This is a genomic window from Mesorhizobium sp. KR2-14 (assembly GCF_040049255.1).
GTDB lineage: Bacteria > Pseudomonadota > Alphaproteobacteria > Rhizobiales > Rhizobiaceae > Pseudaminobacter.
This window is the reverse complement of sequence record NZ_JBDZDR010000007.1, coordinates 109,703-131,247: the sequence shown is the minus strand read 5'-3', so window position 1 is coordinate 131,247 and position 21,545 is coordinate 109,703. Positions and strand designations below refer to the sequence as shown.

The 21,545-nt window shown below is 65.0% G+C and carries 22 protein-coding genes; 10 read left to right on the top strand and 12 right to left on the bottom strand.

The window, feature by feature from the left end; all coding sequences use genetic code 11:
* Positions 1 to 16: 16 nt before the first annotated feature.
* Positions 17 to 817, bottom strand: a complete 801-nt coding sequence (locus tag ABLE86_RS17800) for a methyltransferase domain-containing protein (protein ID WP_348780307.1) — start codon at positions 815 to 817, stop codon at positions 17 to 19.
* Between the two features lie 167 nt (positions 818 to 984).
* Here ABLE86_RS17800 and ABLE86_RS17795 point away from each other — a divergent pair, with 167 nt between their 5' ends.
* From ABLE86_RS17795 to ABLE86_RS17780, 4 genes are all read left to right on the top strand, one after another.
* On the top strand, positions 985 to 2,604 hold the full coding sequence (locus ABLE86_RS17795) for an NAD(P)/FAD-dependent oxidoreductase (protein WP_348780306.1): 1,620 nt from the start codon (positions 985 to 987) through the stop codon (positions 2,602 to 2,604).
* Positions 2,591 to 4,294, top strand: coding sequence for an NAD(P)/FAD-dependent oxidoreductase (locus ABLE86_RS17790; RefSeq protein WP_348780305.1), 1,704 nt, complete (start codon positions 2,591 to 2,593; stop codon positions 4,292 to 4,294). Before ABLE86_RS17795 ends, ABLE86_RS17790 begins: the two co-directional genes overlap by 14 nt.
* Before the next feature lie 220 nt (positions 4,295 to 4,514).
* Positions 4,515 to 5,735 carry an aminomethyltransferase family protein gene (locus tag ABLE86_RS17785; RefSeq protein ID WP_348780442.1) on the top strand — a complete coding sequence of 407 codons (1,221 nt, stop codon included), beginning with the start codon at positions 4,515 to 4,517 and terminating at the stop codon, positions 5,733 to 5,735.
* A 2-nt stretch (positions 5,736 to 5,737) separates the two neighbouring features.
* A complete protein-coding gene (locus ABLE86_RS17780; protein WP_348780304.1) occupies positions 5,738 to 5,983 on the top strand; it encodes a hypothetical protein in 246 nt (81 codons plus the stop codon).
* 198 nt (positions 5,984 to 6,181) lie between these two features.
* On the opposite strand, the gene ABLE86_RS17775 is transcribed toward ABLE86_RS17780, so the two are convergent.
* Genes ABLE86_RS17775 through ABLE86_RS17765 form a run of 3 tightly spaced genes read right to left on the bottom strand, consistent with a single transcriptional unit; the run spans position 6,182 to position 8,099 of the window.
* Positions 6,182 to 6,481, bottom strand: coding sequence for a GNAT family N-acetyltransferase (locus tag ABLE86_RS17775; RefSeq protein WP_348780303.1), 300 nt, complete (start codon positions 6,479 to 6,481; stop codon positions 6,182 to 6,184).
* Entirely contained in the window at positions 6,478 to 7,119 is a 642-nt protein-coding gene (locus tag ABLE86_RS17770) for an alpha/beta hydrolase (RefSeq protein WP_348780441.1), read from the bottom strand. The genes ABLE86_RS17775 and ABLE86_RS17770 overlap by 4 nt, the downstream gene beginning before the upstream one ends.
* Before the next feature lie 47 nt (positions 7,120 to 7,166).
* On the bottom strand, positions 7,167 to 8,099 hold the full coding sequence (locus ABLE86_RS17765) for a VOC family protein (protein ID WP_348780302.1): 933 nt from the start codon (positions 8,097 to 8,099) through the stop codon (positions 7,167 to 7,169).
* A gap of 210 nt (positions 8,100 to 8,309) precedes the next feature.
* Between ABLE86_RS17765 and ABLE86_RS17760 the strand changes: the two genes are divergently transcribed.
* Positions 8,310 to 9,857, top strand: coding sequence for an alkaline phosphatase family protein (locus ABLE86_RS17760; protein WP_348780301.1), 1,548 nt, complete (start codon positions 8,310 to 8,312; stop codon positions 9,855 to 9,857).
* A gap of 65 nt (positions 9,858 to 9,922) precedes the next feature.
* Here the strand turns inward: ABLE86_RS17760 and ABLE86_RS17755 are convergent, their stop codons facing one another.
* Positions 9,923 to 10,777: a PRC-barrel domain-containing protein gene (locus tag ABLE86_RS17755; protein WP_348780300.1), complete on the bottom strand. Its 855-nt coding sequence runs from the start codon at positions 10,775 to 10,777 to the stop codon at positions 9,923 to 9,925.
* A gap of 485 nt (positions 10,778 to 11,262) precedes the next feature.
* On the opposite strand from ABLE86_RS17755, the gene ABLE86_RS17750 reads away from it, so the two are divergent.
* Complete coding sequence (locus ABLE86_RS17750; protein WP_348780299.1) at positions 11,263 to 12,789, top strand: HWE histidine kinase domain-containing protein; 1,527 nt, start codon at positions 11,263 to 11,265, stop codon at positions 12,787 to 12,789.
* 46 nt (positions 12,790 to 12,835) lie between these two features.
* Here ABLE86_RS17750 and ABLE86_RS17745 read toward each other — a convergent pair whose 3' ends face one another.
* The 4 genes from ABLE86_RS17745 to ABLE86_RS17730 form a co-directional block, all read right to left on the bottom strand.
* Entirely contained in the window at positions 12,836 to 13,297 is a 462-nt protein-coding gene (locus ABLE86_RS17745; RefSeq protein ID WP_348780298.1) for a hypothetical protein, read from the bottom strand.
* 76 nt (positions 13,298 to 13,373) lie between these two features.
* Positions 13,374 to 13,709, bottom strand: coding sequence for a hypothetical protein (locus ABLE86_RS17740; protein WP_348780440.1), 336 nt, complete (start codon positions 13,707 to 13,709; stop codon positions 13,374 to 13,376).
* 199 nt (positions 13,710 to 13,908) lie between these two features.
* Positions 13,909 to 14,457: an RNA polymerase sigma factor gene (locus ABLE86_RS17735; protein WP_348780297.1), complete on the bottom strand. Its 549-nt coding sequence runs from the start codon at positions 14,455 to 14,457 to the stop codon at positions 13,909 to 13,911.
* Positions 14,458 to 14,462: 5 nt separating this feature from the next.
* Positions 14,463 to 14,651: a NepR family anti-sigma factor gene (locus ABLE86_RS17730; protein ID WP_348780439.1), complete on the bottom strand. Its 189-nt coding sequence runs from the start codon at positions 14,649 to 14,651 to the stop codon at positions 14,463 to 14,465.
* A gap of 212 nt (positions 14,652 to 14,863) precedes the next feature.
* Between ABLE86_RS17730 and ABLE86_RS17725 the strand changes: the two genes are divergently transcribed.
* From ABLE86_RS17725 to ABLE86_RS17710, 4 genes are all read left to right on the top strand, one after another.
* The gene (locus ABLE86_RS17725; protein ID WP_348780296.1) at positions 14,864 to 15,658 is read left to right on the top strand and encodes a response regulator; all 795 of its coding nucleotides are present in this window, start codon (positions 14,864 to 14,866) and stop codon (positions 15,656 to 15,658) included.
* A 123-nt stretch (positions 15,659 to 15,781) separates the two neighbouring features.
* Positions 15,782 to 15,946, top strand: a complete 165-nt coding sequence (locus ABLE86_RS17720) for a DUF1328 domain-containing protein (RefSeq protein WP_018429836.1) — start codon at positions 15,782 to 15,784, stop codon at positions 15,944 to 15,946.
* A 136-nt stretch (positions 15,947 to 16,082) separates the two neighbouring features.
* Positions 16,083 to 17,114: an HWE histidine kinase domain-containing protein gene (locus tag ABLE86_RS17715; protein WP_348780295.1), complete on the top strand. Its 1,032-nt coding sequence runs from the start codon at positions 16,083 to 16,085 to the stop codon at positions 17,112 to 17,114.
* A 120-nt stretch (positions 17,115 to 17,234) separates the two neighbouring features.
* Positions 17,235 to 17,534, top strand: a complete 300-nt coding sequence (locus tag ABLE86_RS17710; RefSeq protein ID WP_348780294.1) for a hypothetical protein — start codon at positions 17,235 to 17,237, stop codon at positions 17,532 to 17,534.
* Between the two features lie 19 nt (positions 17,535 to 17,553).
* On the opposite strand, the gene ABLE86_RS17705 is transcribed toward ABLE86_RS17710, so the two are convergent.
* From ABLE86_RS17705 to ABLE86_RS17695, 3 genes are read right to left on the bottom strand one after another with little or no spacing between them, the layout of a single operon-like run.
* Positions 17,554 to 19,212 (bottom strand): CHASE domain-containing protein, encoded by a 1,659-nt coding sequence (locus ABLE86_RS17705; protein WP_348780293.1) that lies wholly within the window; start codon positions 19,210 to 19,212, stop codon positions 17,554 to 17,556.
* 59 nt (positions 19,213 to 19,271) lie between these two features.
* On the bottom strand, positions 19,272 to 20,090 hold the full coding sequence (locus ABLE86_RS17700) for an ATP-binding cassette domain-containing protein (protein WP_348780438.1): 819 nt from the start codon (positions 20,088 to 20,090) through the stop codon (positions 19,272 to 19,274).
* A gap of 14 nt (positions 20,091 to 20,104) precedes the next feature.
* Positions 20,105 to 21,454 carry a sugar ABC transporter permease gene (locus ABLE86_RS17695; protein WP_348780292.1) on the bottom strand — a complete coding sequence of 450 codons (1,350 nt, stop codon included), beginning with the start codon at positions 21,452 to 21,454 and terminating at the stop codon, positions 20,105 to 20,107.
* Positions 21,455 to 21,545: the final 91 nt, after the last annotated feature.

Below are 21,545 nucleotides of genomic sequence, written 5' to 3'. Positions count from 1 at the left end.
TGCTCCACATCGCCGGCTAACGACCCTCGTCCGGCTTCCATCCGCGCAGATGAGTGGGGCGGTGCTCCCCACTGTCAAGCACCTTTTGCATGGCCTCCCAGGTTGTGATGTTCCTGTCGACATAGGCAGCGCCCACCACCGCCGCGACCGGTGCATAGAGCGGGCCTTTCAGCCTTTCGAGCTCGCCGCGCGCCACCTCGCGATACCACGGGTTGCGGTCGGTCACGGTGATGTCGCGGAAGCCCGCCGCCTCCATCGCCTTGCGATAATGCGTGGGCGAGCGCATGGCAAAGCTCAAGCCCTCCGCCGCCACATAGGCTTTCATCTCGGGCGACGGCTCGCCGTCATGGCCGATCATCCAGTTCGAGGCGGCAAAAACCCCGCCTGGCTTCAGCACGCGAAAAATCTCGGCAAACAGCGCCTGCTTGTCCGGAACGTGCAGCAGCGCATCCTTGGAGAAGACAACGTCGAAAGTTGCATCCGCGAAAGGCAGCGGGCCGGGCGGCGCCTGCACAAAGGAGACGCGATCGGAAAGGCCGCGCTTCTCGGCCCGCCCGCGCGCGACTTCCAGCACCGGCGCCTCGACGTCGAAGCCGGTCACATGCGCCGCGCCGTGCCTCTCCACCAGATGCAGCGCGATGCCGCCAGCCCCGCAGCCGATGTCGAGGATTTTCTTCCCCGCCAGCGACAAGCCTTCGACCACCCGATCCACCTCCTCCGGCCCGCCGGGCGACAGATAACCCTCGCCCCACAGCGCCTCCAGGAAGCGGATGGCGGTGTCGTCATATTCCGGCTCTGCACTGGCCGTTTCGATCATTGCCCCACCCCTCCAAGCGGAAAAGTCCAACGTCGAAATTTTCCGAAGACTACTCCACTTGCCGCAAAACGCAACGCTCATTTGTTGAACATTCATTCAAAATGGCTGGACAGCATCCAGGCCCTCGTGCCAGACTTGTGAAAAAGAAAACAAGAGCGGGAACCGGAATGAAGACTTGGGACGCCATCGTCATCGGCGCCGGGCACAACGGGCTCGTCAACGCCTGCTATCTCCAGCGCGCCGGGCTCGACGTGCTCGTTGTGGAGAAGAACGACTGGATCGGCGGCGCCGCCACCAGCCGCTCGCTCACGCCCGGCTTCCTCTACTCCAACTGTTCCTATGTCTGCTCGCTATTCCGGCCCGAGATCATGCGCGACCTCGAGCTGCCGCGCTTCGGCCTGCAGGTCATCTCCTATGAGGGCGGCGCGGTGTTCACCCGAGATGGCGACTATCTCGCCAACTACCGCGACCACCACGCCCACCGCCGCGAATTCGCGCGCTTTTCCGCCCGCGACGCCGAGGCCTATGACCGCTACGCCCGCGACGTGACGCGGCAGTGCCGCTTCATCCAGCCGCTCTTGATGCGCACCGCCCCCGATCCGACCAGTTTTCGCCCGCGCGACATCGGCGAACTCATCTACCTCGGCAAGAAATTCGCCGGGCTTGGCGCCGCCGAAATGGCCGACACGCTGCGCTTCTGGACCATGTCGATCTCCGACTTCCTCGACGAATATTTCGAGACCGACGTCATCAAGGCCAATTTCGCGCTCTCGGGCATCATCGGCACCGCGCTCGGCCCCATGTCACCCGGCACGGCCTATGTGCTGCTGCACCACTATATGGGCGAGGTGGATGGTTCGGTCGGCGCTTGGGGCTATGCGCGCGGCGGCATGGGCGCGGTGACGAAAGCTCTGGCCGACAGTTTTCGCGCGTCCGGCGGCACCATCCGCACCGGCGCGGAAGTGGAGCAGGTGCTGGTGAAGAACGGCAAGGCGCGAGGGCTGGTCCTGGCCGGCGGGGAGGAGATCTTCGGCAGGCTCGTGGTCTCCAACGCCGACGTGAAGCGCACTTTCCTCAAGCTCGTCGAGGAGAAGGAACTGCCGGATACCTTCCTGCGCCGTGTCAAAAACTTCAAGATGCGCGGCTCGTCGGGCAAGGTGAACATCGCGCTGGATTCGATGCCGGAATTCCCCGCTTTGCCGAAGGATTCGCCCTGCTATCGCGGCGACATGCACTTCACCGACTCGGTCGAGCGCATGGAGCGCGGCTATGACGACTGGAAGGCCGGGCGCTGGTCGGCGGACCCCTTCCTCGACATGATGATGCCCACCATGCTCGACCCGACCATGGCTCCGCCCGGCAAGCATTTCATGAGCTGCTTCGTGCAATATTGCCCGCCCAAGGTGGAAGGCCGCGACTGGACCGACGCCGACCGCGACGCCTTCGCCGAGACGGTCGTCTCGCAGATCGCCGACTATTCGCCCCGTTTTCGCGATCGCATCGTGCACATGGAAGTGCGCACGCCGCGCGAACTGGAAGCGGAAGTCGGCCTCACCGAAGGCAACATTTTCCAGGGCGAGCTGACCTTCGACCAGTTGCTGTTCAACCGCCCGGTGCCCGGCTACGCGCAATACCGCTCGCCCATCGACGGGCTCTACATTTGCGGCTCCTCCACCCATCCCGGCGGCGGCGTGATGGGGGCGCCCGGCCGTAACGCGGCGGGCGAAATCCTGCGCGACCTCTCCCGCCCCACCAAGCATATGAGCCCGGCCCATGACGTCATTTGATGCAATCGTCATCGGCGGCGGCCACAACGGTCTTGTCGCCGCAGCAACCCTGGCCAAGAGCGGTCGCAAGGTGCTGGTGCTGGAGGCCGCCGGCGAGATCGGCGGCGCGGCCCGCACCGAAGAGTTCGCGCCCGGCTTTCGCGCAGCACCCGCACACTTGCTGAACCGCCTGCACCCTGAAGTGGTGAAGACGCTGGAGCTGGAGAAGCATGGGCTCGTTTTCTCTGGAGGCACCCCCACCCCTAACCCCTCCCCACAAGGGGGAGGGGAACCTGCTGCCGGCTCCGTCCAGCGCCAGCCTTCGACGGCGATGGCGGAACCAGGGCCAATATCCCCCTCCCCCCTGTGGGGAGGGGTTAGGGGTGGGGGTATCCAGCTTGCTCCCAGCGTTGCGCTGTCGCGCGACGGCAAGCCGCTCACCCTTCATGGCGCCTATGGCGAAAGCCTCTCCGGCGCCTCGGCCTCGGAAGCCGCGGCGTGGCAGGAATTGCGGGCGCAGCTCCTGCGTTATGCCGGCATCCTGAAGCCGCTGCTCGCGCGCCGGCCACCCGATCTCGGCAACATGTCGCTGATGGAGACCTCGGCCTTCGCCATGACCGGCCTGTCGCTGTGCCGGCTCGGCAAGGAGGACATGCGCGATTTCCTGCGCATGCTGCTGATGAACGTTTCGGACGTTGCCGACGAACATCTGGACGACGACCGGCTGAAGGGCCTGCTGGCCTTCGACGCCACGCTCGGCAGCCATCTCGGGCCCCGCTCACCCACCTCGCTGCTCGGCCTCTATTATCGCCTTGCCGGCGAGATCGGCGGCCAGACGGGCGCACAGGCGCTGCCGGCCGGCGGCATGGGCGCGGTGGTCGCAAGCATCCTGCGCGCGGCAGAGGCTGCCGGGGTCAGCATCCGCACTGAGGCGCCTGTGGCAAAAATCCTCGTCGAAGAGGGCCGCGCCGCCGGTGTCGCGCTCGACGGCGGCGAGGAAATCCGTGCCCGCACGATCGTCTCGGCCATCAACCCGCGCAGCACTTTTTTGGACCTCGTCGGCACGCGCGAGATCGACACCGGTTTCGTCCGGCGCATAAAAAACATCCGCATGAAGGGTAATGCGGCCAAGCTTCATCTGGCGCTCGACCGGCCGCCGGAATTTGCGGGCGTCGATGCCGCCGGCCATCGCGGCCGCCTCGTGATCGCACACTCGTCCGACCATGTCGAACGCGCCTTCAATCCGGCAAAGTATGGCGAGTTTTCTCCCGAGCCGGTGATTGAGATCACGCTTCCGAGCCTGTCCGACCCCACCCTTGCGCCGAGCGGTGCCTGCGTGCTTTCGGCCATCGTTCAAGATGCGCCCTATGCGCTGAAGGAAGGCTGGGAGGAGGGCAAGCCGAAGTTTCTGGCCGCCATCATGGCCCAGCTCGAACTCTACGCGCCGGGCATCGGCAAGCTGGTTCGCCACGCCGAACTCTTGACGCCCGCCGACCTCGAAGCGCGCTACCGCATGCCCGGCGGCCACTGGCACCATGGCGAGTTGCAGGCCGACCAGATGCTGATGTCGCGCCCCGCCTTGGGTGCTGCCGGCTACGACACGCCGGTGGACGGGCTGTTCCTGTGCGGCGCCGGCTCGCATCCGGGCGGCGGCATTTCCGGCGTACCGGGCCTCAACGCAGCGCGGCGCATCATCGAGATGAGGGGATAGATATGCACATGATAGCAGCAGGCGTCGCGCCTTGCGTTACCCCCCCCTGCCCTGCCGGGCATCTCCCCCACAAGGGGGGAGATCAGCTGGCCGCAGCCGCACCGCTTCTTTTGCGACGTTGGAGATTGGCAGAAACCGACGAGACATCCAATCTCCCCCCTTGTGGGGGAGATGCCCGGCAGGGCGGAGGGGGGTGTGAAGGAGTGTGGCCATGAACCAGATGCCCAAATTGCCTTCAGCCCACTCTCCCGCCCAGCTCCACTTCCGCACGTTGCGCCTCGACACGCCGTTCCAGCCGCGCATCGACGCGTTGATGAAGACCAATGACTGGTACGACTGGGGCGGGTATCGCGCGCCCGCCTCGCTGTGGGACGAGGAGCTGGAATATTTTGCTATTCGCAGCCAGGCGGCGCTGTTCGACATCTCGCCGATGACGAAATATCGCGTCGAGGGTTCGGATGCCGAAAGCTTCCTCAACCGCGTCACCTTGCGCGACGTGACCAAGCTGAAACCCGGCCGCGTCCACTACACCGCCTGGTGCGACGATGCCGGCCGTGTTCTGGACGACGGCACGCTGTTTCGCCTCGCGCCAAACCGTTTCCGGCTCTGCTGCCAAGAGCGGCATCTGCCCTGGCTGCTCGACAGCGCCATCGGCTTCGACGTCACCGTCTCGGAAGAAACCGAGGCGGTCGCCGCGCTCGCCCTGCAGGGCCCGACCTCCTTCGCCATCCTACGCGAGGCGGGCTTTGCGGGCGTGGAGCGGCTAAAAATCTTCGACCTTGCCGAATTCCCGCATGAGGACGGCAGCGTCACCATCTCCCGCACCGGTTTTACGGGCGATCTGGGCTACGAGCTGTTCATCGAAACGCGGCTCGCGCTGAGCCTCTGGGATCGTCTCTGGCAGGCCGGGCAGTCGCGAGGAATCCGCGCCATCGGCTACACCGCGCTGAACCGCGCGCGGCTGGAGGCCGGGCTGATCGTCGCCAATGCCGATTTCGTCACCGCCGAACACGCCATCCGCGCCGACCGGGTGCGCATGCCCGACGAGATCGGGCTGGGCTTCATGGTCGATCTCGAAAAGGGCCATTTCAACGGCCGCCGCGCCATCGCTGGGGCGCGCGCCAAGGGCACGCTGCAGCACGTTCTGGTCGGGCTGGAAATCGAGGGCAACATTCCCGCCGAACATGCCATCGTCTATCATCGGCAGAAGAAGGAGGTCGGGCTGGTGAGTGCGGCCATCTGGTCGCCAATGGCCAAGCGAAACATCGCCCTGGCGAGCCTCGCCCGGCCCTATGGCGATACGGTTACCGACGACCTCTGGGTCGAGATCTACGCCATGCGTGAGCTGAAATACGAGCGGCTGATGAAGCGGGCGAAGGTGGTGCAGCGGCCCTTCATTAAACTCGACCGCCGCACCGCGAGCCCGCCAGCGGAGTTCTGAGCATGAACGTCGCCGAATTCGCGGAACAGTGGCGGCTGGTAAACACGCCGCTGGGCGAGGAATGGTCGGGTCGCGCGCGCTACGCGGCCGCCATGTGGTTCCACAAGCACGGCGACATGGATGCCGAGACGCTGGAGGTCTACCGCATCTGCTCGCGCCTCGACGCGACAGACCCGCTGCCAATCATCCGCGACCGCGGCGTCGGCAAGGACTGGCTGAAGCGGATGGAGGAAGGGAAGCGGGGTTGAGGTGTCAGCTTTGGCTTTGAACCCCCACCCCTAACCCCTCCCCACAAGGGGGAGGGGAACTTTGCTGCATGTCTGCCCGGCACCAACTCTCACCGTTTTGGATGGCAAGGGCTACGAGATCGTTCCCCTCCCCCTTGTGGGGAGGGGTTAGGGGTGGGGGTCATTTCAAATGCAATTGCCCTTGGCCGTGCCGCGCTCTTACCCTTCCAGCACATCCGCCCATTCGGGGTGGTGGCGGAACTGGGCGTGGGCGAAGGGGCAGAGCGGAATGATCTTCTTGCCCGCTGCGCGGGCGTCCTCGATGGCGCGGGTCAGCAGCATCAGGCCGATCCTTTGGCCACGAAAGATGTCCGGCACGCCGGTGTGGTCGATGATCATCCGGTGCTCGCCAACGCGCGTAAAGGTCAGTTCCGCCTCAGCGCCGTCCGGCCCGCGCAGCACATAGCGGCCTTTGCTGCCGGTCTCTTCCAGCTGAATCTCAAGCGTATTGTCGGTCATGTCCGCACCTCCTGTTCGGCCTGCGCCAGGCGATAGGGCGCCAGAAAATCCCTGGCCGCGACAAGCTCGTTCTGCCGCATCTCGTGGCCGCCCTCGTGCCATTCGAGTGTGACATCGGCGCCGTCGGCGCGCAAATAGCTGTCGAGCCGCGAAGTCAGTTCCGGCGGGCAGATCGGGTCATGGCGCCCGGCGGTGATCAGGATGCGTTTTCCCGCAAGGCTGCCCTTCACCTCGGGCTCGAACGGGATCAGCGGGTGCATCAGGATCGCTGCGTCGAACAGCTGCGGCTCGGCGAAGATCAGCGATGCCAGGATGTTGGCGCCGTTGGAAAAGCCGATGCCGATGACCGACGACGGCCTGGCCGCCTCCACATGCGCCTTCACGAAATCGCCCATCTTCGCCGTGCGCGCGGCAAGGTCGTCCATATCGTAGACGCCCTCACCGGTGCGGCGGAAGAACCGGGCGGAGCCGAATTCCGAAACGTCGCCGCGCGGCGAGATCGCCGCCGCGCCGGGCAGCAGGTCCAGCGCAAGGCCGGGCATCTGGTTTTCGTCGCCGCCGGTACCGTGGAAGAGGAACAGCAGCGGGCCGTTCTTCTTGCCGGGCAACTGCGTGTAGATGTAGCTGTCCTTTGCCATGTCGTTCTCCTGTGCGGGCTTCATGGCCCGGTCCGTCTCAACGGCCTTCAGTCGCCCAGCGGCTGCAGGTGCTTTTCCAGCCACGGGCGCAGATGCGCATGCTGGCTCGGCAGCTTCAGCGCCTCGCCCAGATGCGCCGTGTCCTCGTCGCGGTCGAAGCCGGGCTCGTTGGTCGCCACCTCGAACAGCACGCCGCCGGGGGTGCGGAAATAGATCGCCCAGAAATAGTCGCGGTCGATCACCGGCGTCACCTGGTAGCCCGTGTCCATCAGCGCCTTGCGCACCTCCAGCTGCTTGGTGCGGTTCTCCACCGCGAAGGCCACATGGTGCACCGAGCCCGCACCGAGATCGGCATAGGGCACGCCGGGCAAGGTCTCGATGTCGACGAAATCGGCACCGTTGCCATCCTTCACCGCCAGCCGCTTCACATTGCCGGCGGTGTCGACCTCCTCGTAGCCCATGAACTTCAACAGTTCCCCGGTCGCGCCGCCATCCTTCAGCCGCAGCGATACCGAATGGAAGCCGTGGATGGCGTCATCCTCCGGCACGCCGCCTTTCAGCCAGGGCAGCCGCTTGTCGTCCCTGACCTCCACGAGGGCAAAGCTGTCGCCGTCTGGTCCGTCGAAAACGAGCCGGTTCTGGCCGAACAGCGTTTCGCGCTTCAGCCCGGTCACGCCCTGTTCGGCAAAGCGCTTCTCCCAGAAGTCGAGCGTGCCTTGTGGCACGGAATAGACCGTGGTGCCGACCTCGCCGGTGCCGCGCCTTCCCTGGCCGATGTTCGGGAAGGGGAAATAGGTCATCACCGTGCCCGGCGTGCCCACCTCGTCGGCATAGTAAAGGTGGTAGACGTCGGGCGCGTCGAAATTCACCGTCTTCTTCACGCGGCGCAGGCCGAGCTTGTGGGTGAAGAAGTCATTGTTCTGGCGTGCATCCTTGGCCATCGAAGTGACGTGATGCAGGCCCTTGATCTGGTCCAGCATGTCCAGGTTCCCTTTCGCTGTGCAGCCCCGCTGCATGTGTTGCCCCATATGTCGGTCAAGCGGCACAAAGGGGAAGAGCCCGGGCGCAGAATGGACTGTCTTCGGTTATCGAACGATAGCGCCAAAGCGTTCATAGCTTCATGAAAGCTTCGCTTGCGCCGTGCCAGAAATTCGGCTCCATGTGCACGACGCATGATGGGGGAAGCGCGCGTGGCACGCAAAGGCAATCGTCCGAACATTCTTCTAATCACCTGCGACCAGTGGCGCGGCGAATGCCTTTCGGCGGCCGGGCATGGCGTGGTGAAGACGCCCAATGCCGACGCGCTCGCCGCCGAGGGCGTGCTGTTTCGCCGGCACTATGGGGGCGCTGCCCCCTGCTCGCCGGCGCGCGCCTGCCTCTATACCGGCCTCTACCAGATGAACAACCGCGTCTGCCGCAACGGCACGCCGCTCGGCGCGCGCCACGACAACATCGCGCTCGCCGCCCGCCGCCTGGGCTATGACCCGACGCTGTTCGGCTACACCGACGTCTCGCCAGACCCGACCATCCTGCCTCCCGGCGACCCTTTCCTGCGCAGCTATGAGGGCGTGCTGCCGGGTTTTTCGGTGCGCCAGCTCTTGCCGGAGCACCAGAAGCAGTGGCTGTCCTGGCTGGCAGGGCGCGGCATCGACACCAGCGCCGGCAGCCCCGACATCCATCGCCCCGCCGACAGAGTTGCCGGAGACGACGTGACCAACGCCCCGCCCGTCTATTCGAAGGACGAGACGCCGACGGCCTTCATCGCCGGCGAGTTCATCCGCTGGCTCGGCGAGCAGGAGGAAGCGCAAAGCTGGTTCGCGCATCTTTCCTTCATCAGCCCGCATCCGCCCTTCATCGTGCCCGAACCCTATAACACGATGTATGATCCGGCCGACGGCCCGACCTTCCATCAAGCGAAGGATTGGGAAGAGGAAGCGGCAACGCACCCCTACCTCGCCTATGAATACGAGAACCAGAAACGCTCCAAATTCATCCCCGGCGCAGAAGGTAAGGTGCGCAACTGGGGAGACCAAAACTACCGCCGCATCCGCGCGCTCTATTACGGCATGATCTCGGAGGTGGACGCGCAGCTCGGCCGCCTTTGGGCAGCCCTGAAAGCGGCTGGTGCGTGGGAAAACACCATCATCGTGCTGACCTCCGATCACGCCGAGATGCTTGGCGACCACTTCATGCTCGGCAAGGGCGGTTTTCACGACCAGAGTTTTCATATCCCGCTGATCGTCCGCGACCCGTCGCGCCGGCAGGCCGCGGGCACGCAGGTCGAGCATTTCACCGAAGCGGTGGATGTCATGCCGACGCTGCTCGACCTTCTGGACCAGCACGTGCCGCCCCACCTCGACGGAAGCTCGCTGAAACCATTCATCGAGGGAGAGGCGCCGAAAAACTGGCGCGACGCGGCGCATTGGGAGTTCGATTTCCGCTCGGTTTCGAAGGGCACCGCCGAGCGGCATTTCGGCATCGGCCCGCGCGATTGCAACCTCGCCGTGATCCGTTCGGAACGGTTCAAATACGTCCATTTCGGCGGCGGCCTGCCGCCCCTGCTGTTCGATCTGCTGGAAGACCCCGGAGAGCTTCGCAACCTGGCGAGCGACCCGGCTTTCGCCTCTGTCAGGCTGGAATTCGCCGAGCGCCTGCTTTCCTGGCGCGCCCGCCATCTCGACCAGTCGCTGGCGCTGGTCGAGCTCACGGACCGCGGCGCGCTGACCTACACGCCCTGACGCAGAAAGGCCCGCGCCGTTCCCGGCGCGGGCCTCGTCGCTACCCGGCAGTGGGCACAGGCACACTACTCGACGATGATCATGCGCTGCTCGTCGCGCTTCTGCGTATAGGTGCTCTTGTCATAGGCCGGCTGGGCTTCGAGCTGGTCCTTGGTGAAGTCCGTGTAGAGATATTTCTTGCCGTCCTTGTCGGCCATGAAGGCCAGGTTATCCATGCCGACGGCGACCTCCTTCTCGCCAATGCCGAGGAAACCGCCCACGTCGATCACCACCGCGTCGACCTTGCCGTCACCCGAAAGCACCACGTCGCCGATCTCGCCCACCTTGGCGTCCTCGGCACCATAGACGGTGGTCCCGGTCAGGTCGGTGGAGCGGATCTCGCCCACCGGCACCTTGGTCATCCGCGACTTGTCGTAGGCCGCCGTCGTGGTCGGATCGACTGTGGTCGAGTCGGCAGCCGGGGCCTGCGACACGCTGCTGCTGGCCGGCGCGGCCTCATAGGCGCGGCGGTCGAACTCGGGCAGTGCCTCCAGCTGCTCCTTGCTGGTGTTCACCACCAGCCACTGGTCGCCGTCCTTCGCGGCCCAACTGGCATCCGAATAGGCCACAGCCACATATTTCTCGCCAATGCCGAGGAAACCGCCCACGCCGATCACGATCGCATCGACCGTGCCGTTGGGCGAAATCACCAGGTCATTGACCTTGCCGATGTTCTGGGCGTTGCTCTCCGTGCCGTTATAGACGGTCTCGCCGATGATGGCGCTGGCGAGATGTCCATCAGCCCGTTCCACCGGGGCCGCCTGCGTAACGCCTTCCGTCGGCGCGGGGCGGGCCGGCGCCGGCGTCATCGTCTCCTGGGCATGGGCAGCGGTCGTCAGAAGCGCGGCGATGGCGGTCGTAGCCAAGAGGTTGCGAAACATGATAATCTCTCCTTGTGCGTGAACCCTATGCACTGCCGCGCTTGGTCTGACCGTGGCAGGGAACACCAGGCGCGGCATCACGTGTTCACAACGTCGTGACCAAAGGGCTGGTTCCGAATTTTTTCCTGGCGGCCGTGCCGCCGGGCAGGTTGTCGCACTCGTCCAAACGGGCGGAACCATTCGCCGGCTTCCGCATTTTCCGCAGGCAAAGTTTCAATTGGGCGGGTCGGGGACGGCCTGCCCTTCCACGCGTTTGGAGACCGGAAAATGCATTTCGTTGTCGTGCTTGACGGCACGCCGCGCATGACAAGCGCACCTCCGCAAAACTGCCATCGCCGTCCCCACCAGGCTCGCCGCACGCACATCCGCCGGAATGGAAAATTGACCTTCAGCCTCTCTCTGTCCGTCCGCTGCTCCGTTTGCAGCCGGAAGCACTTTTCAAGCCTGCCTCACAGGCATAGAAATGCTACGGAAGAGGACTGAGCGTGCGGGGCACACTGAACACAGCACAGAAGTTGCCAACCGACGTTCTGCTGGCGGTGAATGACGACCGGCGGAACGCGGTGCTGCGCGGCCTCGACGTGCTCGATGCGGCAGGCGACGCCGATTTCGACCGCCTGACCGGGCTTGCCGCCTCGCTGATGGAAACGCCCGTCGCCTTCATCAGCCTTGTCGACGCCCAACGCCAGTGGTTCCGGTCCTGCGTCGGCATGGAAGATGCCGAACTACCCGTCGAACTGTCCTTCTGCGCCCACACCATCGCCGGCGACGAGGTACTGGTCGTGCCCGATGCCAGCGCCGACCCGCGCTTTGCGGTGAACCCGCTGGTCACCGGCAAGCGCGTGCGTTTCTATGCAGGCGTGCCCATCGTTGTCTCGGGGCAGCCCATCGGCACATTATGCGTCGTGGACACCGTGCCGCGGCCGCGGCCCGACGAAGCGCTTCTCGAGCAGTTGCAGGCGCTCGCCGCCCTGGCCGCCAGCCTGTTCAAGCTGAAAGAGGAAAACCACGCCGGCCTGGCGGCCCAGGCAGCGCTTGCCCGTGAGATGGAGCGCCGCGTGGTTGCGGTGGAAGCGTCGTCACTGGCCAGCTGGGCCTGGGACGTGCGCACCGACACCATAGAATGCGACGCGCTGTTTGCCGAACTTCTGGACCTGCCGGCCTCCTCGCGCCTCACCGCCCGTCGCATCTTCCGCGCCATCGACCGCCGCGACGTCAAGAAGGCCGAGGCGGAATTCCGCGCCGCTCTGGCGAGCGGCCAGGACTATATAGGCGAATACCGCATCGCCGGCGTGCATCCCACGCGCTGGCTGGCCGCGCGCGGCCGCGTCATCGAACGCGACGAGAACGGCGAGCCGACCCTGGTCTTCGGCGTCAATTTCGACATCAGCGAGCGAAAGGCCGCCGAAGAGCGCCAGCGCCTGCTGCTGCGCGAACTCAACCACCGGGTCAAGAACACGTTGGCCACGGTGCAGGCGCTGGCCACGCAGACCGTGCGCCACGCGCAAAAGCCCGGCGAGTTCCTCGAGGCCTTCAGCGCCCGCCTGCGCGCGCTCGGCATGGCGCACAACCTCCTGTCCGATTATGAATGGCGCGGCATCGCCCTTTCCGAGCTTGTCCGGCTGGAGGTGATGCCTTTCGACGACGCCGAAAACCCACGCATCAGGGTTTCGGGCGAGCACCTGCTGCTGTCGCCCGACCAGGCGCTGGGGCTCGGCCTCATCCTGCACGAACTCGGCAGCAATGCGCTGAAGCACGGCGCGCTCGCCAGCCCGGAAGGCGTGGTGGATCTGGTTTGGGAGATCGAGCGCGGCCGGCTCTCCAGGCGTCTGGTGCTGACCTGGACGGAAAGCGGCGGCCGGCGCGTCGAGCAGCCGCGCCGCCACGGCTTCGGCTCCATCCTCATCCGGCGCAGCCTGTCCAAGATCCTGTCCAGCGAAGTGAGGCACGAATTCCTGCCCGAAGGCGTGCGGGCGGAGATCTCCATGCCCCTGGACGAAACATTGCTTTGACTGGCGGCGCCGTGGGCGCCGCCGCTTGCCGCGCGGGTGCGGTCGCTCAGCCCTCGCCTCGGGGACCTGTATCTCTTGGAGGCCGGGCCGCGTTCTCGCGATAGATGGCGTGGGCCAGCAACGCCGCCGCCGGCATGAGAAGAACCCCCACCCCGGCCCGGCTGCGCAGCAATGTGGGCAGCACGGCAAGCGCCGACGCGGCAGCCACCGCTGTCAGCTCCTTGTTGCGGCGCCGGATTTCGCGCTGGCGGCGCCCGCCATCGCCCATCAGCTTGTGGATGAGCAGCACGATGCCGGCCAGCACCAGGAAGCCGACGCCGAAGGCCAGGGTCGCCTCCAGCGATCCCAGCCTGCGGGCGGTCCAGATGTAACCGGCACCGATGAAAAAGCCGAGCGCGCACAGGATGGCGGCACCGGCCAGCAAGAAAGCGATCGCCGCGCGGCGTGCGCGGCGCAACACATGCATTGTTTCGCCGGAAGCGAAACTGGCGATCAGCGATGCGATCATCACTCTTCCCCCTCCGTCGCGGCCTAAAACAGGACCGACTGATCTCGTCAAAAATGGTTAAACGCAGGTCCGAACTCTAGCGACGCGACATCAGCGCAAGCAGATAACCAAGGCCCGCCGCGACCGCCAGCGAAGTGACCGGCTTCTCGCGCACCGTGGCCATCAGCTGCTCCTCTATGTCCCGGGCGTTGCTGCGCAGGCCCTCCATCGCGGCCTCGCCTTGCTGGCGCAACTGTTCCACGCCCTCGCGCGCGGCGCGCCGCGCCGTGCTGTAGGTATGCTCGCCGGTGAGGTTCAGCTGTGCAGTCAGCCTGGCGATGTCCGCACGCAACTGGCGGATGTCTGCATCCAGCTCGGCGCTCGTGCCGACGCCCAGGTCGGCGCTTGTGCTGGCTTCCAGTTCGGGGCTCATGCCGGTTTCGGTCTGGGCCTTGTCGGTTTTGCCTGGGGCTGCAGCCATGTTTCAACTCCTTGTTGGTGACGAGTTGGTAACGGCTTGCCTGCCGCAAAGTTCCGGCATGAACTGCACTGAACGGGGCCATGCGGCGCGTGCGCGCAAACGCGCGCAGGAGCCCGCAGGCTCCCATGCTTAGACGCCGAGTGCGGCCGCCTCAGGCGGCGTTCGACCCGGTCACCTGCGCAGAAATCGCGTCGGGGCCGTATTCGGCCTCGCCGGAGATGTCGAGGATTTCCTGGAGCCTGTTTCGGGCGCGGCTCACCCGGCTCTTGATGGTTCCGACCGCGCAGCCGCAAATCTCCGCAGCCTCCTCATAGGAGAATCCGGAGGCGCCTATGAGAATGATGGCCTCGCGCTGGTCCTGAGGCAGTTGCTCCAGCGCCCCGCGAAAGTCCTTGAGGTCGAGCAGGCCGTGCTGGCTGGGATGCACCGCCAACCGCTCGGTCATCACGCCGTCGCTGTCCTGAACCTCGCGCCCGCGCTTGCGCATCTGCGAATAGAATTCATTGCGAAGGATGGTGAAGAGCCAGGCCTTGAGGTTCGTTCCCATCTGGAAGCTCTCGTGCTTGTCCCAGGCCTTGACCAGCGTCTCCTGCACCAGATCGTCGGCCTTGTCGGCATTCTGGGTGAGAGAGACCGCGAAAGCGCGCAGGTTTGGAATTGCTCCGAGCAGATCCTTCTTGAAGGCGGGAGAAACGGCCATGCGGATCAACCCTTCCCTTTCTGAAGAGGCTCCGTTTCCTCCAGCTGCAACAGCAACTGGGTGAAACGCTCCGGCACCTCGTCAGTTATCAGCTGATCATAATATTGCTTCAGTTTGCGGCCAATTTCTGAATTTGCCCCCAGTGGGTCGCCCGAGCCCTCCTGGTGCAAGGCGGCAGTCTGCTGTTTTGTCATGCTGTAGTTTTGTCCCGTTCTACCCACCGAGCGGCTCGTCATCTTCCTGAAAGCAAAGCGCACGAAGCCGCTCCCCGGCTGCCCAATTTTGTTTCTAACGCCCATCGGCCAGATTCGTTCCAATCGAGCGGAACTTTTTGGGATGTGCGTCGTTGAACCTCCTGGTGTTTCAAATTATCAATTCTGAGGTCATGCGAGGGAAACATCCTATCATGAGTCTATCCGCTACCATCTCCCCCCATCTGCCCTATCTGCGGCGCTTCTCACGGGCGGTCTCCGGATCGCAGCAAAGCGGCGACGCCCTGGTGGCGGCCGTGCTCGAAGCCATCATCGCAGATGTAAGCATCTTTCCCAAAGCATCCAGCGATCGCATCGCGCTCTACAAGGTCTTCGCCAGCCTCTTCACGTCGGTTGCCATCCGCGTGCCGCAGGAAAAGGCGGAATCGGCCTGGGAGCAGCGCGCCGCGGCCAATCTGACGGCGCTGTCACCGCTGCCGCGACAGGCGTTCCTGCTGGTCACCGTGGAAGGCTTCACGCACGAGGAGGCGGCCGAAATCCTCGGCGTCAACGAGGCGGAGTTCGCCGACCTGCTGTCGCAGGCCAGCAACGAGATCTCGCGCCAGGTCGCAACCGACATCCTCATCATCGAGGACGAGCCGCTGATCGCGATGGACATTGAGCAGATGGTCGAGAGCCTCGGCCACCGCGTCGTGGGAACGGCGCGCACCCATGCCGAGGCGATCGAGATGTTCGCCAAGGCGCGGCCGAAAATGGTACTGGCCGACATCCAGCTCGCCGACGGCAGCTCCGGCATCGACGCGGTCAACGAGATTCTCGCCGCCACCCCGGTGCCGGTGATCTTCATCACCGCCTTCCCGGAGCGCCTGCTCACCGGCGAACGCCCCGAGCCTGCCTTCCTTGTTACCAAGCCGTTCAACCCGGAAATGGTCAAGGCCTTGATAAGCCAGGCACTTTTCTTCGATCGCCAGGCCAAGGCCGCGGCCTGAGAGCCTCCGGCACAGACATGTTGAAAAGGCCGTCCCCGTGGCGGCCTTTTTCGCTATAAGGGCGCGATTGGAACCAAGCGCGTGCGTGCACGTTTCTCCAGCATTACGAAAGGGAGATGAAAGATGCTGTATTGGGCCCTCGTATTTCTCGTAGTCGCCATTATCGCCGGTGCCCTGGGCTTCGGCGGAATAGCCGGTACGTCGGCTGGTATCGCACAAATTCTTTTCTTCATTTTCCTGGCGTTCCTTGTAATCTCGCTGATAGCCGGTCTTTTCCGCAGGGCCTAGCGGGAAGGCCTCCGTCCGCTACGCGGGCGGAGGCGGTCCGGGGGAAGCATTCGAGAGCACAAGCCTACCAAGGGTATCTAGCGGGAAACCCATCACAGATTGAAATCGTTCAACCTGCGCTGGGGATAGTTGGACGATGATCACAACGGCCAGCGGGCAAGGGAAAGACGGCAAGGAAAGGCAGACCGCCAATCCGAAAGCGCCGGTTGTCGCCCGCGGGCTCGTTCAGGCCATGCACAATGCCGGCGTGGCCGCGATCTACCAGGACAATAACCTTCGCGTGCTGTGGGCTCACAACCTCCCCAGTTCCTGGACCTCCGACGCTGCGGCCGGCAAGACCGACGCCGACTTCCTGCCCGCCATCCAGGCCGAACGCATGGCCGCAGCCAAGCGAGCCGTCCTTGAAAGCGGCAAGCCGATGCGGCTGGAAATCCGCGTTCCGCAGGACGAAGGCGCCAGATGGTTCGAAATCTGGATCGATCCCGACAGGGAAGGCCCCGAGAGGCCTGTCCAGGGCCTCATCACCACCGCAGTGGACATAACCGAGCACAGGCGCCGGGAGCAGACGCTGCGGGCGCTGCTGCGCGAACTCAGCCACCGCTCGAAGAACCTTCTCGCCATCATCCAGAGCATCGCCACTCAGACTGGCCGCTATTCGGGCTCGATCGAAACCTTCCTGTCGCGCTTTCGCGGCCGCCTGCAATCGCTCGCCGCGTCGCAGGACCTGGTCACGTCGTCCAACTGGCGCGGCGCCGACCTGCACGAACTCGTGCTCAGCCAGGTCGGCCGCTACAGCGCCGACATCAGGCATGCCGTCGTGTTCGAGGGCATCAACCCCTATCTCAATCCCAATGCCACGCTGCATATCGGGCTCGCCCTGCACGAACTGGCAGTCAATTCGGCCAATTACGGCGCGCTCGCCAAGCCGGGCGGCTTCGTCACCGTTGCCTCCAGGCTCGTGCCGGACGGCGACGGCGAGAATTCGCTGTCGCTTGCATGGACGGAGGCGATCAGCGCCGACCAGGCTCGCAACGAGAAGCGCTTCGGCAGCGTGACGCTCGAGCGCGTCGTGCCCACCTCGCTCAACGGCGCAGCCAGCTTCCAGATGGACAGCGGTCGGCTCCGCTACGAACTGGTGATCCCCGCCGAAAGTTTCGAAATCGAATAGGCGGGCCAGCCTCCCCCATTTCCGCAGGCGATCTCCGACGAACGGGTGACGGTTTTCATTCCCGGACGGCGGAACTTTGCGGCGCTTCCAGTCGTTTCCCCTGCGGAAGGGAGACACCCCATGGAACACGTTGCTGCACTGCTGCTGATCATCGGCTGTTCGGGCGATCTGAAGCAATGCGGCGAGCTGCCGGCGCGGGTGCCGCTGTACGAAACCGCCGAGGAATGCGCAAGCGCGCTGCCCTTCGCCTTGCAGGACTGGCAAGGCCGCAAGCCGCGCGTGTTCGCGCGATGCGTGCCCGTGGATCCGGCCATGGAGGAGGAGGATGCCCAGCTGGCCTGGAGCGTTTCGCCGGAGGGAGGCCTGACCGCATCCGTCTACGCGGCGGAACCCGATGCGGTCGCCATGTCCGGCTTCTAACGGCTCTTGATCGTCCCGCCTAAAAGCTTTCCGGCGCATCCGTCAGGGGAATCTCGATCTTTACCTCCAGGCCCGTCAGGCCATAGCTGCGCTGGATCGTCCCGTTCAGCTCGCGTTCGATGTTCATGTCGATCAGCTTGGTTCCGAAGCCGACCCTGTTGGGCAGCTCGATCGGCCTGCTGCAGTGTTCGGCCCATGCCAGCTGGAGGCGCCTTTCGCTCCCTTCCGAAACCGACCATCTGACGGTCAGGGCGGACATCGACTCGCCGACCTCGCCATATTTCAGCGCATTGGTGGCCAGTTCGTGGAAAGTCAGGCCAAGAGCCTGGGTCATCGTCTCGTCCAGCAGCACGGGCGGGCCCGACAGCATCTCATCCGGCAGCTCCTTGCCAAAGACCTGCCTAAGCTCGATCTCCACCAGTTCGCGCAGGTCGGCCTTTTGCCAGCGCGAGCGGGTCAGCATGTCCTGGGAGGCGGCCATCGCCTGCAGGCGGTCGGAGAAGGAAGCGGAGAATTCGTCGAGGTTCTGCGAATGCACGGCGGTCTGGCGCGCGATCGCCAGCACGCGGCTGATCGAGTTCTTGATCCGGTGCTTCATCTCCTGCAGCATCAGCTCCCGCTCCAGCAGGCTCTTCTCGGTCGTCGCGTGAAGCTGCGAGGCCGCCTCATAGGCGCGCTCCTGGTAGCGGGCAATCATCGCCATCGCGCCGGCCAGCAGCAGGCCCGCCACGCCCAGCATTACCGGTATGCTGGGCGAGGTCGGCTCGGAGAAGCCGTTGGTCGGGCGAAAGCGCAGCGTCCACGGGCGTCCGCCCAACAGAATGGTCCGCACCACCTGGAAGTCCCGGCCATAGGCCGCAGACGGTTCGTCCCTTGACCGGTAGAACAGGTTCTTGTCCTCTGCCGTGCCGTCGAAGACCTCGGCGGCGACCGGCAGGTGCGGCGGGGCGCCCATTGCCGCCTGGAAGAGGTCGCCGGTGCGGAACGCCACATAGACCAGGCCGGAGACAGCGCCCGGGTCGGCTGCCGTTTCCTGCGGGCCGGAGATGCCGCCTATGCTGGCAAAGATCAGGAAGCCGGGCACGAGATCGCTGCCGTGGCTTTCCTTGCCCAGCAGCACGCGCCCCGTCGCCCGCGGCTCGCCCGACTGCACCGCCAGCTCGATGGCCGAACGACGCGCCGGATCGGTGAACATGTCATAGCCGATCATGTCGAGATGATTGCTCTGCAGCGGCTCGTACAGCAGAACCGGCGTGCGCCACTGCTGTGTCGAAGGCGGGTGTATCGGCATCGCGTTGCCGTGGACTTCCGCGATACGGCTTTCCAGCGAACGCTCATTTCCGTGCTTGTCGAGACCGAGCAGCCCGATGCCGTGCAGGCCCTTGAAATTCTCGGGGACGTCGAGCGCCGCGAAATAGGCGGTGAACTCCGCGCTCGACATTTCCCCGCCCCGCGCCTGCAGGAAGGCCTGGGTGGAACGCAGGAGCGAAAGCTGCAGGTCCAGGCGGCCCTCGACGCGGTTCATCGCGTCGTCCACGACCGCCTCGAACTTGAACCGGGCCGCCTCCTTGGAGGCGACATAGGCGAAGCCCGCCATTCCCAGGCTGGCAAGCGCTACAGCCAGGAACGCCGCAAGGGAAAAGACCTTCTTCACAGGGCGGGCTTGTCCGTCGCTCATATCAAACCCTTCTTAAGGGGTGATAAGACTATTGCAACGACGAGGCCATGGAAACGGTTCTAAGCGGCATCAACCATTCGGCCGATGCCATTTATGCCGCGCGCGCCATGGCCCGGCCCGGGTATCGCACCGGGCGGGCATTTGCCGAGAATGATCATGCCGAGCACCTCGTCCTTGGTAACGTCGTGCGTGTGTGCGGTGCCCACGACCTGCCCGTTCTTCATCACGCAGACGCGGTCGGCGAGGTCGAAGACATCGTGGATGTCATGGCTGATCAGGAAGATGCCGATGCCGTCGGCCTTGAGCTGCCTGACCAGTTCGCCCACCTGCGCCGTTTCCTGAGGCCCGAGTGCCGCCGTCGGCTCGTCCATGATCAGGATGCGGGCGTTGAACAGGATCGCCCGCGCAATCGCCACCGACTGGCGCTGGCCGCCCGAAAGCTTGCTCACCGGCTCCTTGAAGCGCTGGAAGCGCGGGTTGAGCCTGCCCATCACCTTGCGCGCCTCGGCCTCCATGGCCACGTCGTCCAGCGTGCCCCAGCCGGTCCTGAGTTCCCGGCCCAGGAACAGGTTGGCGGCGGCATCGACATTGTCGGCCAGCGCCAGCGTCTGGTAGATCGTCTCGATGCCATATCTCTTGGCGTCGCGCGGATTGCCGATCGTGGCCTCCTCGCCATTGACGAGGATGGTGCCGGCATCGCGCCGGTAGGCGCCCGACAGGATCTTGATCAGCGTCGACTTGCCGGCGCCATTGTGCCCGAGCAGCGCCACCACCTCGCCCGCATGCAGGTCGATCGAGGCATCGTCGACGGCGCGGATGCCGCCGAAGGCGATGGAAATGTTCCTCAGTTCCACGAGGGGAGTGCGCATCTGGTCCATCATGCCCTCCGGTTTCACTGCACGCGACGGCGGTAGAGCGTGTCGAGCCACACGGCCGCGACCAGCACGATGCCAACCACGATGTTCTGCAGCGGCGTGTCCATGCCCAGAAGCACCATGCCCGACTGCAGCGACTGCATCAGCACCGCGCCCAGCATGGCCCCGGCTACCGTGCCGACGCCCCCCGAAAGCGAGGTGCCCCCGATGACCGCTGCGGCGATCACCAGCAATTCGTCCAGGGTGCCCTGCGCATTGGTGGCCGCGTTCAGCCGCGCCGTCGAGATCGCCGCGCCGATGGCCGCCAGGAAGCCCATGAGCATGAAGATCTTCATCGTCACCCAGCGGGTGTTGATGCCGGCCAGTTCCGCCGCCTCCGGGTTGCCGCCGATGGCGAAGACATAGCGGCCGAAGCGGGTGCGGATGGCGATGAAGGTCATGATGATGCCCGCCGCGATCGCGATCAGCACCGGAATGGCGATGCCATGGGCGACGAACAGCCCGCCATCGGGAATCGCGATGTTATTGGCCTCGGCATATTTCTTCACCGTGCCGCTCGGCCATGGGTAGGAATTGGCGACCCACACCGCCAGCAGGATGACGAGGCAGGCGACAGCGCCCAGAAACATTTCGGCCCAGACCGGGCGGAGCGGAAAGCGGAAGCGCTTGCGCTGGTTTCTGCCCGAGACCAGCATCAGGATCACCGCCGCGCAGGCAACGAGGCCGACGACCCAGCTCCAGGTCGCGCCGATCGCCCCTTCCGGTCCCCCGCCCATCAGGCGGAAGGTGGCATCCATCGGCGCCACCGTCTGACCGCTGGTCACCCACCAGGCCGCGCCGCGCCACACCAGCAGCCCGCCCAGCGTGACGATGAAGGCGGGGACCCCCAGATAGGCGATGATGAAGCCGTGCAGTGCCCCGATGGCAAGGCCGACGGTCAGGCCAGCCGCCAGCGCGATGATCCAAATCGATGGATCGCCGAGCGAATAGCCGGCGAAGCGCGGCAGGATGATCGCCTGGGTCACGCCCATGATCATGCCGCATACGCCCAGGATCGAGCCGACCGAAAGGTCGATGTTGCGCGTGACGATGACCAGCACCATGCCCGTCGCCATGACAGCGACCGACGAGGACTGCACCGAAAGGTTCCAGAGGTTGCGCGGGGTCAGGAACAGGCCGTTCGACAGGATGTGGAAGCCGATCCAGATCAGCAGCAGCGCGCCGACCATGCCCAGCATGCGCGTGTCGAGTTCCGTCGCCTGCAGGAAACGCCCGATGGCCCCGGCCTCCGAAGCTCGCGCCCGGTCCGCAAGCCCATGCCCGGCAGTGTCCTGCGCCGCGGGCTCCTGCGTTGTCACTTCGGTCATGACGTCCTCCCGCCCGGTCCGGTCTTGCGCCGGTCTCAGGACCTCATCCTAGCGCACGCCCTTGGAAACACGGAATCGATTTTCCGGAGAG